Here is a 20,826-nt window from a genome sequence, read left to right on the forward strand (position 1 = left end):
ATTGACGATGCTGATCGGTAATATATTCCGCTGTTTTGGTCAGTTATTTCAGGGGGGGATAAGGCAGATACACCAGCGATACCTGTCACCAGGTACCGCCCCTTAGAGTTGTTTAATGAATGCCCGGCACGGCCTCACCCTCTATCATTGCCAGCCCTGTCGTGGTGCGGATAAAACGCGGCGCTTTCAAATCCTCTGCCAGCATGCTCAGTAATTCAAATAATAATTCGCTGATCTGTTCCTGCTGATCCAGCGTGATCTGTTGGTTCAGTAACACCATGGTTAATGCGCAACAATATTCACAGGTTGTCTCTGAATCTGTTGAAAGTGGACTGCGATATTCATCGTAATTATTGTCATTCACCGTTAATTGCTCAATAAGATGTTTTGGCAACGGCGATTTTAAAACCACTTTCAGTACATTCAACCCCGCCAGTAAACGCCCGCATAACGCCATATATTCAGCGTGATTATTAACTTCGATTAATTCATCAGCATAACGTTGGCAAATATCCACAACCTGGAATAAATCATGCGTGGCACTCAACGGTATTTTTAATAAAGCTGCGATGTTCCCCGCAATAACGGATTGAGCAGCAGTGATTTCAGGGCGAGCGAATGTGTTACTATTGGCAACAGCCATAGCGTTACTCCTAATTAGTTAACGTTTGTGGTTAGCCCTCTTTTGGTGTTCGTGCACCATTCGGGGGCGAATCTTTTTACCCCTCCACCTTCTGCTAAAAGTACTGGATAAGTCAACAGTAAAACCTTGCTTAATTATTGGAAACTGAAAGTCTTCGGCGCAAATCACTATATAGTGAAAATTGAATTTTGGAATTGCAGGGGATATTAAACCAGGTGTTCGGGCTGCTTTTAGCGATCAGCAGACGTTCGTAATTGAGTCACCATGAATCTTGCTAACATGCCGTGTGTCAATCAACTGGGAACAGGTCACGTCAGCCCTCTAAAACCACGTATAGCGGGGGGGCAGGTCAGAATAACTCGCCTACTTTCACACCTGAACGATATATTAGCCATGGGATAGAAGAAAAGGACGACATGAAGTGAGCTTCCTATCTACTCAGCAAATACATGATCATTGCCTGGCAACAACACAAGAAGCTATTGAAATACTTGGATGGACTAATATCTCAGTAGGCGTTTTGAGCGACGAAGAGAGACGCCAGCTTGAAGACGCAAATTTACAAAGCCCCTTGGACTGGCGATGGGCGATGCAGACCTATAGCGGTAACTCTGAAGACGGAATACTGGATATAACTTTAAAGCTGATCGACCGTGATGAGCCGGAACAGCTTCATGCGGTTATCATTTGTAAATACGACTGGCGCCGTGAGCAATTCTCAATTTGCATGTTAGAAAACTTCATTTCAGATGAAGATACCGACCTAACAGGCAACGTATTGATCATCGCACTTATTTACGCGACTACCTTCTGCCAGATCGCGGAGCTTGACGACGTCTATATTCAAGATCCTACTGAAGATGCACAACCGCGTTATAGGAGCTACGGATTTGCCCAGGTATGGGATGACCACAGTAAGATGTCTGCAGATGTGCGCGACATCCTCAATACCATACGATTGAAAGTGAATGGCATTGACCCAGATGAAGAATGACAATCTCAATCAGCAGTCGATGGGCTGTTTGTTTAATGAACGCATTTGTTATAAAATTATCCATAAGATCTATAGCCAAAGAGGTTAAACATGATCAAACAACATAGAAAAATCACTTCTGATAAAGCTATGGCTGGTGCAAGACGCTCTCTCGACTTCTGGGCTTCCATCGACGGCAACAAACTTGCCAAAGTTGGTCAGAAGGAAAAAGACATGGATATGGTCGGGCCGAAGAAAGGTGTAAAGCCAGTAAGCCTCGGATAATATTCATCATCCCTATCAAAAAGTAAGGCTCCTTCAATGGGAGCCTTATTCATCATAACGGTTTCCCGTAACCAAGTTCGCTCTTCTCTTTGCTGAGCTGCTGCATAGCGTATGTGACCTGCCCCCAGCACGTAGGGTCGTTAGCCCGACTATACAAACCTAAAAATGCTAGAGCTGGCAATGCCTGTTTTTGGCACGCAGCGGACCAGCCAGCTGCCTGTCAGGTCCGCTATGAGCGATGAGCAGACGTAACCATCATACCGTTGCAATAATAAACAGAGCTCATCATGAGTTTCTTCACTGAACCTGCACATTATATAAAAGCATCCGTTAAATAAGACTTATTTACTCTTTCGCCATCTCAAAACTCAACCTTGTACTAATGTTACTCAAAGTGTTTCGACAAGTGTTTCTTGTTGTTTATTTGTGTCAACGCGCTATTTCATTATGCGGCCTTGCAGAGATGACTTATGAATAATATTTATCGTTTGGTATGGAGCCATGTGGCGAACAGTTTTATTGCCGTTGCAGAAACATCCCGAACAGGGAAAAAAGGATCGAAGACCGGGCGTGGAGGCCGAAAATTATTAACTACTGCGCTGATTGTTGCCGGTGTTTATGGCCCGACAGCCAGCGCTGTAGATGTGACGTGGAGCGCGGCTTATCCAAACTACCTGTTTCTACCGGTTTACGATGCGGTTAAAGAGACGGGTTACGCGTTTACCATTGATGGTCAGCCACTGGCAAATCATTACGCCCCAGGCACCGAACTGAATATTACTGGCGCGATACCCAACATTGCCACGGGGACGAACGGCAGCAGTACGGGGGTCACGGTACTGAATGCGCTTCCTGACCCCGGTGGAACCGGGACGGGGACCGATCCAAACCGCATCATCACTATCGAAGCCACGGATTCAACCGGGGCTGCTACGCCAATAACAGCGGCAAACATTGATCAGTACACGTATTCGCCTTCTCCGGCCAGACCTCAGGAAAGCCAGGAACTGAACGTCGAAGTGCCAGGCCTTGACGGCAGTTATCAGGTCATCAGCATTTATGATTCCTCGACGTTTATTGCTGCCGATGACACGGCCGTCAGCGACATGTTGTTGCCGGTTTACGACCCAAACTCGATTCGTATCTTTAATAATTTCGGGATCGCGTCGGTGGCGGCAACCGGCGGGCAGGCCAATATCAATGTAGGTTCAAGCGATGCGAACACGCCGATTGCAGCAGCTGCAAATACCATCGACCTGTTGACTAAAAATTCTGTACTGGCAAAAGCGGACGGCAGCGGGAGTGCGACCAGCCGTACCGAATGGCGTTCTGATAACTTTATCCATTTCCGCCCGGCGATCGTGCTCTCATCTGATACCCAAAATCTTGAAGCGCAAAGTGCGAAATACGATTTCACCATCACGCTGCCCCACTACGAGCAGGTCGGGAATAAGGCCCTGCTATTGGGGAATAAAGACTTCGTTATTCATTCATCCACTGACATTGCAGATGTTAATGATTTCCTGACAGGCCAGGGGGCTTATGCTGGAAAACCGCAGATCCAGTACTGGCTGACGGCGGGTGCAACAGTAAATGGTGAGGTTATTGACTCGTCTGTTGAAGCGCAAAACACCTACGACGCGATTATTAGCGGCATGTTGGCACAAGAGGAAAATACCAGTATCAACCTGACCTACCATGTCTGGGATGACAAAGGAGTACACAACAACAACGCCACGGTTTCAACCGGAGATTTAAACGTTATATATGCCACAGGTGCGAATGCGTCTGGTTTGGTCACCAGCGACGGGAGCCTGGCGGTTGACGGGGCATCGGCGGTGATGCGCGCGGACAATGATGCCATCATCACAAACGACGGGGCGATCAACGCCTGGCGCAGCAGCGGCAGTAGCCCAGACTCTGTTGGTATGCTGACGACGGACGCCAAGGCCATCAACAATGGCACGCTCAACGCGGGTCTGTTTATTGAAAAGGATGGCAGCAACCAGAACGTTTCTAATGCGGGCAGCACAGGCATGCAGGGCAGCGGTAACAGTACGCTGACCAACAACGGTCATATCAATGCGGCGATTACTGACTCCACCACCAACGGTGCCGTGGGCATTCGCGCGTCAGGCACCACAACGGTTTCGAATACTTTAGCAGGTACCATCGCACTGGTTGGCAACAGTAATAATCAGTTCGGCAAAGCTGGCGGTTACGGCGTCTGGCTTGATCAAAGCGCCACATTCAATAATGCCGGTAATATCTACCTTGGCGTCAATCCTGTCTTAAATTCCACCGCGCCAATACCTGTTCCGATGACCGGTGGCGATCTGTCGGCGGGGATTCGCACGCAAAGCACCGGCGCGGTGAACAACACCGGTACGATAACCATTGCTGAAAATACCCGTAATGCCGCCGGGATCTCCATCGAAGGGGCGTCAGGGGCGGTAACTAACTCCGGCACGATCAATGTATTAGGTAAACTGACTAACGGTTCGGCTGCAGCAAACTATGGTTTAAACGTGGTTGACAATATCGGCACCGTGACGCACAGCGGCCTTATCAAGGTGGACGGTGATAACAACATTGCCATCAACGTGCTGGCGCAAGATGCGGGGGCGGAAGTTACCACCACAACAGGCAGCGCGATTACTGTCGGGAAAGCGGGGGATACCGGCGGTAGCGACGGCCAACCCTACACCTACCGTAACTATGCGGTTTATGCAGAAGGGCTAAACACCCAACACGCCCAGGTTAACCTGAATTCTACCATTCGCTTGTTATCTGCCGGGGCGATTGGTGTACATGCGCGTGGCGATGCGCGCATCGATATTGATTCAGCTTCGACGCTTTCTTTCGAAAACGTCAAACAGATGGGTTACTACGCCTGGGGTAATAAGGCGCAGATTAATCTCGGCAATGCGAATATCAATGATAACGGCCAGGCCGATTCTATTTTGTTTGCTGTGGATCACGGGGCGACTTTTGCCGGTAATAGCGGTGCTGCAGCGGGATATCAACTGACGGTATCAGGTAACAATGGAACCGGGATTATTGCCAATGGCGTCGATGAAACGACCGGAACTAAAACCTCACTCACCACCGGAACCGCACAGATATTCGTCAATGGCGAAAAAGCGGTTGGGGTAAAAGTGACTGGCGGGGCAGTCGGCAATATTAGTGACGGCGGTATTGTCCTGCAGCATGACAACACCACCGCTGTCCTGATTGATGGACGTAATTACAATATCGACGGCACCATTGATTCCGATGAAGTGCAGACTGACGTGACATCCAATGCCTCGATTACCAGCAGCCCAGGACAAAGTGGCATTGTTGGCTACAACGTGGCTCATGCGGGTGTGCTCAATCTCAGCGGCCCTGGCATTTCATTAAATGGCACCAACAGTACCGGGATCATTCTGCATGACAACGGTACCGCAACGGTCGGTGCGCCGGTGAATGTTTCTGGCACCAATAATATTGGTGTCGATATTCAAAATAATGGCGTGCTGACGAATAACGGCATTATTAGCGTCAGCGGTGCCGCGAATAGCGGCAACGTCGGGGTTCGTGTGGGTGGAGCGAATGCGGTGGTTAACCGCCTCGGCACAGTCAATGCCTCAGGCGGTTTAGCGGCAGTCCAGCTCATTGGAGCAGGCGCGAATTTAACGGTTAACGGTACAGGCAACCAGATTACGGCCTCTGGTGGAGCCGATGGTGTAAGAATGGATGCCGGTGCCACCTCCTTTAACGCCTCGGATACAGTTATCGACATTTCCGACAGCGGCGCGGGGATTAATAACAACGCCGATACCTCCAACATCAATCTTAGTAACGTCACGATTAACGCCTCCGATGGCCCGGCGATTCGCACTGCCGTCACCTTTAGCGCTGCAGGCACCAGTAACACATTAAATGTTTCCGGAAATGGCGAAGGTTTTGCTTTCATGAAGGCCGATGGTTCGGTTACCACGGGTGATCTCACTATCGGCAGCGGCTACACCATAAATGGCAACGGGGCGGGGAGCGTCGGCATTCTGGCGAGAACCTCCAACAATGTCAGTTCTGGCGCGGTTATCAACATGGCCGCCAATGCGGGTTCCGCGATTGTGGCAACCGATGGTTTGAGCGGTAGCAGTCGTACCATCACCAACTCGGGAGTTATCACCAGCCTCGGGGCGGGTGCACCAGTGATTAATGCTTCGGGCAGCGGCAATACCACGGTGAATAACAGTGGCACCTTGTTGGCTGCGAATGCCACGGCGCAGGCTATTTTGACCGGAACAGGCAATGATAATGTGGCGTTAAGCGGGACGACGGCCAACACTCTCGGTGAAATTGTGCTGGGTAGCGGCAGCGATCGGTTCAGCTGGACGGCAGGTGATTACACTGGTGGCGTGACATTCACGGGTGCTGACGGCAACGACAGCGCCACGCTGGGTGATGTGTCGATGGCGGACGTGACGCATATTCTCAGTGAAGGCGGCACCAATAATACGTTGACTCTTAATGGTACGAATGAGGGGGCAACGCCTGCATTACTGGGATCCTTTAGCGCGGACGACCTGGCGAAAGGCACCAATATTGGGTCGGGCTGGAGCACGCTGACCTTAGATAGCTTAAATGGCGTTCCGACTGATGCACGCGTGGTGGATAATTTAACGCTCTCTGGTGTGCAAGCGATCAATATCAACAATGGTGCCACGCTGCGTAGCGGCGACAGCGCCCCGACTGCGGGCGAGGCCACCATCCATAACTACAACGTCGCCACCTCGGGGGCGACAAGCTTGCTGTCATTCGATGGGGCGGGCGACCAAGTCTACAGTGGCGTGATCAGCGGCACCGGCGGCATGGAGCGCATCAATAGCGGTAATACTATTCTGCTGGGCGATAACACCTACACCGGGAATACTTTGATAGGCGCAGGATCGGAGCTGACTCTCGGCGATGGTAATACAACCGGCAAACTATCAGAGCAAACCAACATTACTGATAACGGTATCCTGACGGTTAACCACTCTGATGCAGTGGCGCTCAATGGCGTTATTTCAGGAAGTGGTGCGTTCCGCCAGATTGGTAGCGGCGTCACTCGCCTCGGTGGCAATAACAGCTATGCGGGAAGCACTACCGTTGAGCAGGGTACCTTGCTGATTAACGGTGTGCAGAGCGGAACAGGGCTGACCACCGTCAAGAGCGGCACTACGCTTGGCGGTTACGGCACCATCGGCGGTGATGTGCTGTTCGAGAGCGGGACCACATTGCGCCCCGGTGATGACAGCCGTGGCAATCGCACCGGGACGCTGACCGTTCAGGGCGATCTGACACTTGCCAGTGACACCAACAGCCAGTTCCAGTTGGGGGAAGTTTATACACCGGGTGGCTCACTCAATGACCTGGTGGATGTGAAAGGTGACTTAATACTTGATGGTTCACTCAATGTGGCGCTGACCGCAGGCGGAGCCTTCCTGCCGGGTGTGTATCGCCTGTTTAACTATGGCGGTTCGCTCACCGACAACACCATGGATATCGCGTCGCTGCCACCCAACGACGCCAGTAATTACGCCATCCAGACCAACATCGACAAGGAAGTTAACCTCGCGCTTAACTTTATTGACCCGACAAATCAGTTGCAGTTCTGGGATGGTGACCTTGATGTGATCCCTGGCAACCACGGGGATGGTACGACAGGCAATGGCAGAGTTGACGGTGGCTTCGGTTACTGGACCAGCCTGATTTCAGGCGTCAGCAACAACTGGACGCAAGTTGATGGGGTCGGTAATGCGCCGTGGGCGCAGGATGCTTTCGCTGTCTTCCAGGGGCAAGGTGACGTGGTACGGGTCAGCAATGCCTTTGGTGACGTGCTCACTTCCGGGATGCAGTTCGCCAGTAATGGCTACATCCTGAATGCCGACCCTGCACGCCCGGATTCGCAACTGTTCTTTGATGCGACTAACCCGCCGGGTAATTTCCCGCCGGATAACAGCTACGAAGCGCAAGGCGCGACCCATGCCGACAGCTATTTTGCGATTCGTGTGGGGAATGGTGCGGCGGGAGCCGACATCACGACGCTTATCAACGTCAACCTGGTGCAGAACGATTTGTCCGCTGGCAATATCCGTTTGCTGAAAACCGATCCAGGTCGCCTGATTTTAACCGGCAATAATGTGTTTACCGGTGGCGTGGAAGTCTGGAACGGCACGCTGAATATCACCAACGACAACGCGCTTGGTGCGACCAGTAACTCAGTGTTGTTGAAAAATGGCGCCACCTTCCAGGCGGGGGCCGATCTCACGACATCACGCTTATTCTTTGTCGATGGCGTTGCGGGCGCTGCGCTGGATGTATTCGGCCATACCTTTACCCCAACAGGCGTGATTGGCGGTGATGGTCCGCTGACTATTAAAGATAGCTCCACGGGCACCAATAATGGCGTGCTTGAGTTGGGCACCGCGAATACCTATCAGGGCGACACCACGATTATCGGCAAAAATGGTACCGGGCAACTGACCGTTAATGCGAATACCAGTGGGGCATTAGGTGCGTCAGATAGCCTGGTTTCATTAAGCTCTCTGGCGCTGTTAAATCTCAATAACGCCGCTTCGGGTGAAACGCACGTCTTTGCCGTCGACAACGCATCACTGGCGTTCCACGACAACGCCGGAGCCGGGCAAAGCACTATCAATCTGACTAACGGCGGTAATGCGACTTTCAGCGATACGAGCCAGGGGGATAATGCAATTGTGTCGGTTGATGCCAGTTCCCTGCTTGCGCTCAACGGCAGTGCCGATGCGGGTTCATCGACGGTCAATAACAGCGGACGTGTGACCTTTGCTGACAACGCTCAGGGCGCAGGCGCGGTGATTTCTAACCTCGTGGGCGGCCTGGTGGATATCAGTTCTGCGCTGTCGGGCACCTCGATAGGTTCATTATCAGGTGCAGGTAACGTGATGCTGGGTGCGGCAACTCTGGTTGAAGGCGCCTTAGGGCGCAACGACGCCATCAGCGGCATTATCAGCGGTGACGGAAATCTGGTGAAAACCGGAAGCGGAACGCTAAACCTCACCGCCGCCAACACCTGGACCGGAACCACCGATGCACAGCAAGGCGTATTACTGATTAACGGTAATCAAGTGGCGGCAACCGGGCAAACCACGGTAAATAGCGGTGCAACACTTGGCGGTGCGGGCCTGCTCGGTGGCAGCGTGGTGATAGACAACGGCGGGCACCTGGCGGCTGGGCAGGATCTGTCAAGTGTCGGTGTGCTGACGATGGGCGCGCTAACCCTTAATCAGTATTCGCAAGTCGATTTCCAGTTTGGCCAGCCTTACACCGTCGGCGGCACGCTTAACGATCTTGTCAACATTAATGGCGACCTCAATCTTAACGGCAAACTGAATATCACCCAGACACCGGGCGGCAGTTTTGATGTCGGGATCTATCGCGTCTTTAATTATTCCGGTGCGTTAACCAACAACATTCTCGATATTGGCACCGCGCCTGCGGCGGCAGACGATCTCTACGTTCAGACCTCTATCGCAGGCCAGGTGAACCTCGTCAACCGCAGTGGTTATGTCATGCGCTTCTGGGACGGTTTCGGCGGTACGGGCGGGGCGTTGAAAAATAACGACCAGATCGATGGCGGCAACGGTATCTGGCAAAACAGCAGCGGCAATGACAACTGGACCACGGAAGTCACCGATCCTGAAGGGCGCTTTAATACACCGTTCAGCAATGGTTCCTTTGCTGTATTTGGCGGTACCGCCGGTAATGTCACTATCGACACCAGCCTCGGAGAAGTGGCGATCAGTGGCGCGCAGTTTGCCACTGACGGTTATGTCATCGGCGGGAATAATCTAACCACCCATACCGCTAATACAATTATTCGCGTCGGTGATGGTACGGCACCGAGTGCGGGTTATACCGCCACTATTAACTCGGTTATTGACGGTGAAGGTGGAATTAATAAAGCCGATCTCGGCACCTTGATTCTGAACGGCAATAACCAATACCAGGGCGGCACGCAGGTTAGCGGCGGGGTACTGCAAGTTTCTGCGGATAATAATCTCGGTGCAGCGGGAACCGGAATTGGCCTGAGTGGCGGCACGTTGCGCTATGGCGCGGCGTTTGATACTGCTCGCCAGGTGACGCTTTCGGGCGTCGGTGGGGCAATTGACACCAACGGTCATGCGGTTTCGCTGTTAACGGCGGTTACCGGCAATGGCGATTTCACCAAACTGGGCGAAGGCGCGTTGACGCTCACAAAAGACAGCACATTCAACGGGCAAACCACCATCAGCAAAGGCACATTGCAGTTGGGGAACGGGGGTACGGCGGGCAACATCGGCGGGAATATTGTCGATAACGCGACCCTTGCGATTAACCGCAGCGATACGTTGACGCTTAACGGGAATATTTCCGGCAACGGACAGGTCTGGCAGCAGGGCAGCGGCACCACCATTCTCAATGGCAACAATAGCTGGAGCGGAATTACGCTGGTGGAAAAAGGCACCTTGCTGGCTTCAGGTGAGAATCGCTTTAGCCAGCCATCCAGCCATATTGTAAGCCGCGGTGCGTTACTGGATACCGGTGGCTACAGCCAGTCGGTCGCCAACCTGGTGAACCAGGGCACTATTAATTTGCGTGGCGGTGATGTCGGATCAACCCTGACGGTCAACGGTGATTACGTCGGCCTGAACGGTACGTTGAACATTGCTGCCCAGCAACATAGCCCAGGTGTCGCCGACCGTCTGGTGATAAATGGCGGCAGTGCTACTGGCCTGACGAACCTGAATATTGATGTTAGCCAACTCGGCGAACCGACCACCGGTGACGGCATTATGGTGGTTGAAGCCATTAATGGGGCGACCACCACCGCTCAGACCACCAAAGATGCCTTTACCATTGGCGATGGCGTGCTTACCGCGGGCGCATGGCAATACCAGCTGTTTGCCGGTAACGCGCAGGGGGCGGGTGAAGACTGGTTCTTACGCGCCGGTTATCGTCCTGATGTACCGGGCTTCGATACGCTGGCCGCGATTATCCGCCAGGCCGATTTAGCGGTTCTTGGGACACTTCACCAGCGTGTGGGCGATGAACAACCCTGGCGTGCGGATGTTGCGGCCGATCAGGAAAGCCGTTTTTGGGCACGTTACATCGTCAAATCGGTCGACCAAAAACACGACGATCCAACCGGCTCGCAAAGCAGTTCCAACTTCAACGGGATGCAGATGGGGTTGGACCTGTGGCAAAACGATAAATGGCGTGCAGGTTTGTACACCACCTTTATGGATATCGACAGCTCGATCAATGGTGATACCGGGATGAGCGGCGGGGCCGCCTACAACTCGACCTTCTCCTCATACCTGGGGGGTTACGCCACATGGACTGACACCGACGGTTTGTACGTCGATAACGTCCTGCAGTACGGTTATCACTCTGTCGATTTGAAGAACTTGAGCAGTCATGAATCGTACAGCCCGGACGGTAGCTCGGTGGTGGCGTCGGTTGAAGTCGGAAAACCGTGGCAATTAGGCGATAGCAACTGGCAGCTAGAACCGCAGGCGCAACTTATTTATCAGTACAGTAATTTTGATGATGTCACACTTGCCGATCGGTCGAAAACCAAAGTTTCGGTGGACGCTGACGGCTCTGTGATTGGCCGCCTTGGGGTCCGTCTGACTGCCGATTACGACACCGACTATGGCAAAGTTAAGCCTTATGTTCGCGCAAACTACTGGCAGGAACTGTCTGACGGCCAGGACAGCGTGACGTATCGCAATACGGCCAACCAAGCCGGTGCGACGGAAATCAACGCCAACCAGCGCTTTCAGGCAACTGAAGTGGCTCTCGGTACGACATGGGCGGTAACCACCGATGTGCAGGCCTATACCGAGGTGGGCAAAAGCTGGGATAACGGTGGCGACACGTCCGTATCCTCTGATATTTCAGCGTCTGTTGGGATGAAAATTCGCTTCTGATGATACTGCGGCTCGCTTCGAGCCGCAGGCTATCCCAGGCCTTTTAGCGGTTATTTTAAGAAACAGGTGGCACATGAAAAAGAGCATCGTGGCGTGTTCAGGACTGCTGTTAGCCTCATTTTCTCATGCGAGTGGCCTTTATTTTTATGAGATGGGTACAGAAGATACGGCACTGGCCGGTGCCGGGCAGGCTGCACGCGCTCAGGATGCTTCTACCATTGTTACCAATCCGGCGGGTATGACCCGTCTACCGGATCATATGTTCACCGGTGGTCTACAGGTCATGGGGGGAGATATCAATTATCAGTTAGATAACGCCAGACAGAGCCCGGGGAATGTCATGAATCTTTTCCCTAATGCCAGTAGCTTCTATAGCCAAAAAGTCAGTGAAGATGTGTACGCGGGCATTGGTCTGTATGGAAACTATGGTCTGGGGATAGATTTTGGCGACTGGGCTGGAGACCGGTTAATCAAAAAGAGCACCATGGTTGCCATGACCCTGAGCCCCTCTCTGGCCTGGAAACTGAGCGATCGTGTTTCCATCGGGGGGGCAGTCAATGCCAACTATGGCTTCTTGTCGCTGACGCGCAACGTTGAGGGGGATGATAAAACGCAAAAAGACCACGACTGGGCGATGAGCTATCGTCTCGGTTTGTTGATGGATCTGACTGACCAAACCCGCGCGGGGATAACCTGGAACAGTAAAACCGATTACGACTTTAATATTGATGCTCAGGCGCGGTTCCCCAACCTGCCAAATGTCGATTTCACCTTACCCATCGGTGCGCAAGTCCGGGCGCCACAGCAAATCATGCTAAGCCTGGTACACGATATCGATAAACAGTGGTCTGTGATGGGCGATCTTGGCTGGCAGGACTGGAGCCAGTTTGGTGCGCCACAGATTACCGTGGCAGGCGAGGCGATCGACAAAACCAGCCGCCTTAAAGATACCTGGCATACCGCATTGGGTGTGCAATACCGTCCAGCTGAAGAGTGGCGTCTCAATGCCGGCGTGGCATTTGATAGTACTGTATACAAAGATCAGAGTGATGCGGCATTAACCCTGCCAACTGGCGACGAATGGCGTTTTGCCACCGGTGCGCAGTACCAACTGAGCCAGGCAAGCAATATTGGTATAGCAGTGGAATATCTGCATATGCAGTCTTCAAAAATCCAGTCTCCGGCGGTTTTGGCGGGCAATTACGATAATCCATATCTGTGGTTTACCAGCGTCAATTACAGTTATCAGTTCTGATTATTGAAAGGCCATTATCAGTTGTGAGTTCAACTAATGGATACTGGCTGACGATATGAGTCATGTCTGCTGCTGGTTACGCGATGCTGTCCTCAGGCAACCAGCAAACGACTCTTCTCCAGACAACTTCGAACCAGCAAAAGTTAAATTATTAATATTTTGTATTCCAATATGGCGAAATGTAACTATTTGGTTATATTTAAAAACGATAATACTCCATGAACGTTATTGTTATTTGATTCAATGAATTATTACTCGATGTAACTACTCGGATAATCTGAGTGGTTTGAGGGAATACATATGAGGAAAAGAAATGAGACTTAAATTAATAGTCAAAAGTCTTGCACTGGCAGGGCTGCTTTCATCCACAGCACTGACTCCGTTATTTGCACAGGAAGTTCCCAAAGAGGCAACGGCTTCAACAAAACAAGCTAACGACGCACTCTATAACCAACTTCCTTTCTCTGATAACACTGATTTTACCAACGCGCATAAAGGCTTTATCGCCGCAATCCCCACTGATGTCATAAAAGGTGCGCAGGGTAATGTGGTCTGGGATCCTCAGAAATATGCCTTTATTAAAGAAGGTGATAAATCGCCGGATAGTGTCAACCCTAGCCTGTGGCGTCAGTCTCAACTAATCAATATCAGCGGCCTTTTTGAAGTGACCGAGGGTGTATACCAGATCCGTAATCTCGACTTATCCAATATGACCATTATTGAGGGTAAAGAGGGTATTACCGTTGTTGATCCACTGGTTTCTGCTGAAACAGCAAAAGTTGGCATGGATTTGTACTTCAAAAATCGTGGCAATAAACCGGTTGTCGCGGTGATTTACACCCACAGTCACGTTGACCATTACGGTGGTGTGCGCGGGGTTGTTGACGAAGCTGATGTTAAATCAGGCAAAGTGAAGATTTACGCCCCGGCGGGCTTTATGGACGAAGCCGTGTCCGAGAACATTATGGCAGGGAACGTCATGAGCCGCCGCGCCAGTTACATGTACGGCAACCTGCTGAAGCCTGATGTTAAAGGCCAGGTGGGTGCGGGTCTGGGTACCACGACTTCTGCCGGGACGGTAACATTAATCGCTCCGACTAACTACATCACCAAAACCGGACAGAAAGAGACGATTGACGGCCTGACCTACGATTTCATGATGGCGCCAGGCTCTGAAGCACCGTCCGAAATGCTGTGGTACATCGAAGAGAAAAAACTCATCGAAGCCGCGGAAGATGTGACCCATACCCTGCACAACACCTATTCACTGCGCGGAGCGAAGATTCGAGACCCGCTGGCATGGTCGAAATATATCAACGATGCCATTAACCGCTGGGGTGATAAGGCCGAAATCATTATGGCTCAACACCACTGGCCAACGTGGGGCAATGAAAACGTCATTAACCTGATGAAAGGTCAGCGTGATATGTACCGCTATATCAACGACCAGACCTTACGTCTTGCTAACACCGGCCTGACACGTGATGAAATTGCTGCCAACTTTAAACTTCCAGACGGCCTGGCAAAAACCTGGGCAAGTCGTGGCTATTACGGTTCGGTGAGTCACGATGTTAAAGCGACCTACGTGCTGTACCTCGGCTGGTTCGATGGCAACCCGGCAACACTCGATGAATTGCCACCAGAAGAAGCTGCAAAGAAATTTGTAGAGTACATGGGCGGTGCCGATAACATCCTGCAAAAAGCGAAAACGGATTACGAACAGGGTAACTACCGTTGGGTTGCGCAGGTTGTCAGTAAAGTCGTATTTGCCGATCCAAACAACGAGGCAGCACGTAACCTGGAAGCTGACGCCCTCGAGCAACTGGGGTATCAGGCTGAGTCCGGGCCATGGCGTAACTTCTACCTGACCGGCGCGCAGGAGCTGCGTAATGGCGTTCAGAAATTACCGACTCCAAATACCGCAAGTCCGGATACGGTGAAAGCCATGTCACCGGAGATGTTCTTCGATTACCTCGGTGTTCACATCAATGGTGAAAAAGCGGCAAACGCTAAAGCGGTATTTAATATCGATCTCGGCAGCGACGGCGGCAAGTACAAGCTGGAGCTGGAAAATGGCGTACTGAACCATACTGCGGGTGCGGAAGCGAAAGACGCGGATGCGACCATTGCGCTTAACCGTGAAACGCTCAATAAAATCATCCTGAAAGAAGAAACCCTGAAGCAGGCTGAAGATAAAGGCGAAGTGAAAGTAACCGGTAACGGTGCGAAGCTCGACGAGATGCTGGGCTACATGGACAAGTTTGAGTTCTGGTTCAACATCGTTACACCATAAATAATTCCCCTGCGGCGTCACGGCTGCAGGGGATTTACTTCAGGTTATCCTATGCGTCTTTCATACTCGATTTTGCCTTCACTTTTATGCCTTGCCTCATCTTATGCCTATGCTGTTGAAGAGCATTCCCCGGATGCGGCGCAGGCAAACAACCCTCTGGCGAATATGACTGCATTTAATATGCAGAACTATTACATCGGGGATGTTAGCGGTACGGATCAGGATGCCAATCAGTTCTGGTTCCGTTATGCGCAACCTTTTTCACTAGGTGACAGCCACTGGCTGTTGCGGGGTTCATTACCGATTAATACCTATCCTGTTGCGCCGACCGGGGGTCATAAAACAGGTTTAGGTGACCTGAACTTATTTGCGTCATGGCTTATTGATACCGGCAATCCGGCAGTGAGTTTTGGGTTCGGTCCACAAATCACGGCGCCGACGGCTACTGAAGATGCTCTGGGAACAGAAAAATGGTCTGCGGGTCTGGTCAACGTGCTCTTCGATGCCAGTTCGCCAAAATTCCAGTACGGTTATCTGGCCTCATGGCAGCATAGCTTTGCCGGAGAAGACAACCGCAGCGACGTGAATCTCGGTACTTTCCAGCCATTTTTATTCTATCAGTTGGGTGGCGGCACTTACCTGCGAGCGGCACCTATCTGGGTCTACAACTTCCAGAATGACAGTTACAGTGTGCCGATGGGGCTAGGGGTTGGACAGGTTATCAAGCAGGGTAAAACCGTTTACAACTTCTTTGTGGAGCCTCAGGGTTCGGTTGCAGACCACGGCCCAGGACAGCCGCGCTGGCAGATTTTCTTCGGGTTAAACCTTCAGTTCCTGGATTAATCCGTTTGTGGGACATGCTTGTCAACGATTTACATTACCGCAGCCCTTCGGGTGGCGTTAACTCGTTCATGTGTGCTAGCTCTAACTGGACGATCCCGATACACGCTTTCTGATTACGTATACTTGGCAATTTTAAAAGGATGGTTTGACGGTTGCCTTACGGACTGATGTACCACCAGGCAGTAACGGATTTTCGGGAGGAAGGATGAGCAAAGCTTTAATGGGTCTATGCATTTGTCTGTTGCTATTCACTTTACAAGACGCAATCAGTGCTGAGCCACGTCAGGCACCTTCCCCGCAGGAACAGGCGCGTACCTTGTCTCTGCTTAATCAACCCGTTGTGATGCTACAGGCAAAATTTGGGCTTACCACGCCAGAAGAACGGGTTAAGCGTATCGTTACGATCTTGCGCTCACTCGATGATAAGGATCTGGCCCAACCGGTTGAAACTCATAATGTAACGCGATACCGACAGCCTGCCGTGCTTTTTTCTGTCAACGGCAAACCCTTTATGTTACTGGCTCAGGGAGACCTTGATGAAGGGGATGACCTGACGCTTGCGGAGTCGGCGGAACGTGTCAGGTTGCGTCTCGATACGCTTCGTCTCTCATTGTCTGAACAGTACTCTTCGCGTTACCTCTTATCCTCCTCGGTAAAAAGTCTGGCTGGGGCACTGGTGATAGTCGCATTGATTTGGTTTTCCCTGCGATCCTATGCCTGGCTGAAACGGGTATATACCGTGCGGCGCGCTCAGCGGAAAAGTATCATTCCTGGCGAGCTTCGCGCGTTTCTCGGTCCGATTGAGGTGCGGCTGTATGCTGTTGTTCTTACCACCACCATCCTCGTAGCATTTTACATCTGGGTAAGCTGGGTATTGCGGCTGTTTCCCTGGACGCGGATTTGGGGCATGGAGCTGGGAAGTTATGCGATAGGGCTATTGCAACTGATGGGGCTGGCGGCACTTTCCGCTCTACCGGGTCTGGTCATTGTTATCGTAATTTTTATCATCACAGCGCTGGTAACGCGTTTGTTGAGACTGGTGTTAAGGCGAGTCGAAACCGGACAATTACATCTGCCGGGGTTACATCCGGATACGGTTGGCGTGACCCGCAAGCTTATCAGCGTAGTCATCTGGTTATTCGCTTTGTCAGCGGCATATCCATTTCTGCCGGGCGCTAATTCACTCGCCTTCAAAGGGATAAGCGTTTTCTTCGGCCTGATGCTGACGCTGGGATCTGCAGGATTGATGAACCATGCCATGAGCGGGCTGGTTCTGACCTATTCCCGTGCACTGCGTAAAGGTGAAGTCATCAGAATTGCAGATCATGAGGGGGTTGTCAGTGAGGTGGGCATGCTGGCAACTAAAATTCTGACACGAGAGAACTACGAGGTGACGGTTCCCAACGCGGTGGTCGTTAGCGGCAGAATAGTTAACTTAAGTGCAACGCTCAAAGGCGAGGGTGTCAACATGACGACCAGTGTCACCATTGGTTATGACACGCCGTGGCGGCAGGTTGAAGCTATGCTGGAACTTGCCGCAAGCCGTACACCTGGAATTAACCGTGACATTCCTCCGTTGGTGCGGCAGTTGGCGCTGCAGGACTGGTATGTGGCGTATGAGCTTCAGGTTAGGCTTAAGGCGGGTGAGTCACTGGCTGGTGTCAGAAGTACTCTACATGGCCATATACAGGATGTGTTTAATGAATTCGGCGTGCAGATCATGTCACCTAATTTCATCAGCCAGCCCGATCAGCCGGTACTCGTGACCAAGTCGAACTGGTTTGCCCCTCCAGCAGGAGAAAAAGAAAAATAAGATGCCGATCAGCCGTGTTTCCACATCAAGCTGATAGTCATCAGCATTGCCATACAAAGAGGTGTGAAGCTGGCAGGGAGACGATAGATGAAAAGTACCAACAGAAGCGACAAAGCAATAATACCGCCCGTAATTTCGTCTATAAACGGCAATATTTCCATGTGTGCACCGATCGAGCGGTCAAAGTTACTGATGAGAACATTGCGGAACAAAATGATCAGCGCAAAACTGACATTCACAAATGTGAACCACGGGATACTCACTGATAGCGCCTGTCTGACCATATCACTATGGTTCTGCTACAGTGTATTCAAAGGAGGTGACGCGGTCTGACGTATTTTCCCTGTTTTTTATCACATAATCACGGCAGGCCAGATGAGACAACTTTTTATACCTGCGAATTGAAGTATGACGGGGGATGCCTGACTGCCACAAAATAAAGCTCAGGTCATCCGGTTATCGCTTTGTATACCAGGTCATTAATGAAAATTATTCGCTTCGAGCAAATTCATTTTCGACCTGATTGACCCTTTGTAAGTACTGTGAAAATTGCTGTTCCAGCACGTTGAGGTCTACATTTTTTATATTTGATTTTTTCAGGCGAATTTCTTCTGTGCGATTGCCATATTCTATATCAATCACGATTTCGACTTCATTAATGCCTATTTCTTTGATGAGGATCGGTGGAATAAGTAAGGGATCGGAAAATAAACCAGGGGTAATGACTACCGTTTCTGTCGTCCAGGCTATTGCCGGGCGCTTATGCAAACGGAACCCGTTATACAGGAAGACTGCTGCTATTGATGCAAGCATGATGCCGAGTAGTGAGCCAGAGCTAAAGACTAGCCCTAAACCCGGCCCCATAAGAATGGCTCCGGTGATCAAAACCTTATCGGAATTGAATAAATAAACCTGTTCCCATTCCATATTTTCTTTTTTCGATAAAGAAGCGAGTTTACTAAAAGTAGCCAGGCTGTTACTGCGTAAAATACCGTGGAGCAGAAAAGCCCCGATAGGCAGAAGAGCAAGGGTGGCTATGGATATCAGCCATACAGATAGCAGCCGCCAACGTGAGAAAAGAAAGGCAGAGATGAATACAACGGCCAGCGCACCCCAAAATAGGTTTTGCATGAGATATAAAATAATCATCAGGTCGCGATCGGTCATTACCATCAACATTTCATATGCCAGGTAATTAAAAATGGCGCTAAATATCATTACGGCGAATAAGTTGATAACAAATCCAATCCAGAAGCATCGCGCTAAGTTTTTCACGGGTAATCCTTTTAGATGAAAAAAAGATTGTCTACCCCTGATATATAAATGCAATGTTAATTATGCTGCCTATATATTCGCAGTTTATATTTTTCTGGGTTATGAATTAAAACTCGAAGGGAATTAACTCGACGTCTTGGGCTGTGACTTTAATCATTGACCCTTGTGTATGCCATGCGCCAAGCACGCAGCGAAACGCGGGTTTTCCGTTTGCAGAAAGAGCGTGAATTTCCGGGCGATGGGTATGACCATGAATCATCCACTGCACCTGATGGCGGCTGAGGGCGTCGATCACCGCGTGCGGATTCACATCCATAATCGCCATGGATTTGCTGCTATTTGAGGCTTTGCTGCCAGCACGCATTTTGGCGGCGACGCGCTTGCGAATAAACAGCGGTAGGGCGAGGAATAACCATTGCAGCCAGGGCTGGTGGACTTTTTTGCGGAACGCCTGATAACCGTGGTCGTCAGTGCATAACGTGTCGCCGTGCAGCGCCAGCATTTTGCGGTCGTATAAGTTGAGGACTTGTTCTTCTGGCAGTAATGTCATGCCGCTCAAACGGGCAAAACGTTTACCGACTAAGAAATCGCGGTTGCCATGAATAAAGAAGCAGGGTACGCCGGAATCAACCAGCTCTTTGATCGCTACTGCAATTTGGCGGTGCAGCGGTTCGGGGTCGTCGTCACCAATCCAGGCTTCAAACAGATCGCCAAGGATATAAAGCGCGTCTGCTTCCCGTGCTTGACCCGCCAGAAAACGCAGAAAACCGGCGGTGATCGCCGGTTCTTCTGAACACAGATGTAAATCTGCGATAAAAAGCGTCATCGCCATCGGGCGAGTTATTCGCTTACGGTTACGCTAGTGATAACCACGTCTTCTTTAGGAACGTCCTGGTGCATACCGCTGCGGCCAGTGGACACGCCTTTGATTTTTTCAACAACGTCCATGCCTTCTACAACTTCGGCAAATACGCAGTATCCCCAACCTTGCATGCTTTCGCTGCTGAAGTTCAGGAAATCGTTGTCAGCCACGTTAATGAAGAACTGAGAGCTTGCAGAATGTGGTGCCTGAGTACGCGCCATTGCCAGCGTACCTTTGGTGTTTTTCAGGCCGTTATTCGCTTCGTTCTGGATGGTGTCTTTGGTTTCTTTCTGCTTCATACCCGGTTCAAAACCGCCGCCCTGGATCATAAAGCCATTGATCACACGGTGGAAAATGGTGTTGTTGTAGAAACCTTCGCGGCAGTAATCGAGGAAGTTTTTAACAGTTTCCGGCGCTTTATCATCAAAAGTTTTGATGACGATATCGCCGTGATTAGTTTGAAAAGTAACCATGCTGTGTATCCTATATTAGTCAGACAGTGTTCGGGCAGACGGTGCCGCGACACAAGGTGGTTGTTATAGCATAACTGCTGATGATCATCACCTTGCAAAGCGTGCTGCTTCCGTGTGGAATTTTG

At 51.0% G+C, this 20,826-nt stretch carries 12 protein-coding genes and 1 pseudogene; 8 read left to right on the forward strand and 5 right to left on the reverse strand.

What is annotated here, in order from left to right; all coding sequences use genetic code 11:
* Positions 1 to 112 precede the first annotated feature (112 nt).
* The gene (locus tag EC843_RS13080; RefSeq protein WP_064548969.1) at positions 113 to 643 is read right to left on the reverse strand and encodes a hypothetical protein; all 531 of its coding nucleotides are present in this window, start codon (positions 641 to 643) and stop codon (positions 113 to 115) included.
* A 421-nt stretch (positions 644 to 1,064) separates the two neighbouring features.
* Here EC843_RS13080 and EC843_RS13085 point away from each other — a divergent pair, with 421 nt between their 5' ends.
* From EC843_RS13085 to EC843_RS13110, 7 genes are all read left to right on the forward strand, one after another.
* Positions 1,065 to 1,637 carry a hypothetical protein gene (locus EC843_RS13085; protein ID WP_133522361.1) on the forward strand — a complete coding sequence of 191 codons (573 nt, stop codon included), beginning with the start codon at positions 1,065 to 1,067 and terminating at the stop codon, positions 1,635 to 1,637.
* A 90-nt stretch (positions 1,638 to 1,727) separates the two neighbouring features.
* Complete coding sequence (locus tag EC843_RS24545) at positions 1,728 to 1,901, forward strand: hypothetical protein (RefSeq protein WP_166642060.1); 174 nt, start codon at positions 1,728 to 1,730, stop codon at positions 1,899 to 1,901.
* A 470-nt stretch (positions 1,902 to 2,371) separates the two neighbouring features.
* A complete protein-coding gene (locus tag EC843_RS13090) occupies positions 2,372 to 11,887 on the forward strand; it encodes an autotransporter-associated beta strand repeat-containing protein (RefSeq protein WP_133522362.1) in 9,516 nt (3,171 codons plus the stop codon).
* 73 nt (positions 11,888 to 11,960) lie between these two features.
* Complete coding sequence (locus EC843_RS13095; RefSeq protein WP_133522363.1) at positions 11,961 to 13,142, forward strand: outer membrane protein transport protein; 1,182 nt, start codon at positions 11,961 to 11,963, stop codon at positions 13,140 to 13,142.
* Between the two features lie 313 nt (positions 13,143 to 13,455).
* The gene (locus EC843_RS13100; RefSeq protein ID WP_064548960.1) at positions 13,456 to 15,435 is read left to right on the forward strand and encodes an alkyl sulfatase dimerization domain-containing protein; all 1,980 of its coding nucleotides are present in this window, start codon (positions 13,456 to 13,458) and stop codon (positions 15,433 to 15,435) included.
* 51 nt (positions 15,436 to 15,486) lie between these two features.
* Positions 15,487 to 16,278 carry a hypothetical protein gene (locus tag EC843_RS13105; protein WP_133522364.1) on the forward strand — a complete coding sequence of 264 codons (792 nt, stop codon included), beginning with the start codon at positions 15,487 to 15,489 and terminating at the stop codon, positions 16,276 to 16,278.
* Between the two features lie 205 nt (positions 16,279 to 16,483).
* Positions 16,484 to 18,091 (forward strand): mechanosensitive ion channel domain-containing protein, encoded by a 1,608-nt coding sequence (locus EC843_RS13110; protein ID WP_133522365.1) that lies wholly within the window; start codon positions 16,484 to 16,486, stop codon positions 18,089 to 18,091.
* An 8-nt stretch (positions 18,092 to 18,099) separates the two neighbouring features.
* Here EC843_RS13110 and EC843_RS13115 read toward each other — a convergent pair whose 3' ends face one another.
* Positions 18,100 to 18,354 carry a membrane-associated sensor domain-containing protein gene (locus EC843_RS13115; protein WP_064548953.1) on the reverse strand — a complete coding sequence of 85 codons (255 nt, stop codon included), beginning with the start codon at positions 18,352 to 18,354 and terminating at the stop codon, positions 18,100 to 18,102.
* Between the two features lie 149 nt (positions 18,355 to 18,503).
* Here EC843_RS13115 and EC843_RS24820 point away from each other — a divergent pair.
* Positions 18,504 to 18,578: pseudogene (locus EC843_RS24820) on the forward strand (type II toxin-antitoxin system mRNA interferase toxin, RelE/StbE family); the annotation flags it as partial.
* Between the two features lie 2 nt (positions 18,579 to 18,580).
* On the opposite strand, the gene EC843_RS13120 reads toward EC843_RS24820, so the two are convergent.
* The 3 genes from EC843_RS13120 to ppiB all read right to left on the reverse strand — a co-directional run bounded on the left by EC843_RS13120 (position 18,581) and on the right by ppiB (position 20,701).
* On the reverse strand, positions 18,581 to 19,366 hold the full coding sequence (locus tag EC843_RS13120; RefSeq protein ID WP_133522366.1) for a hypothetical protein: 786 nt from the start codon (positions 19,364 to 19,366) through the stop codon (positions 18,581 to 18,583).
* Between the two features lie 106 nt (positions 19,367 to 19,472).
* Positions 19,473 to 20,192 (reverse strand): UDP-2,3-diacylglucosamine diphosphatase, encoded by a 720-nt coding sequence (gene lpxH / locus EC843_RS13125; RefSeq protein ID WP_202914399.1) that lies wholly within the window; start codon positions 20,190 to 20,192, stop codon positions 19,473 to 19,475.
* 14 nt (positions 20,193 to 20,206) lie between these two features.
* Entirely contained in the window at positions 20,207 to 20,701 is a 495-nt protein-coding gene (gene ppiB / locus EC843_RS13130) for a peptidylprolyl isomerase B (RefSeq protein ID WP_064548946.1), read from the reverse strand.
* Positions 20,702 to 20,826: the final 125 nt, after the last annotated feature.

It is taken from the genome of Buttiauxella sp. JUb87, assembly GCF_004361975.1.
Taxonomy (GTDB): domain Bacteria; phylum Pseudomonadota; class Gammaproteobacteria; order Enterobacterales; family Enterobacteriaceae; genus Buttiauxella; species Buttiauxella ferragutiae.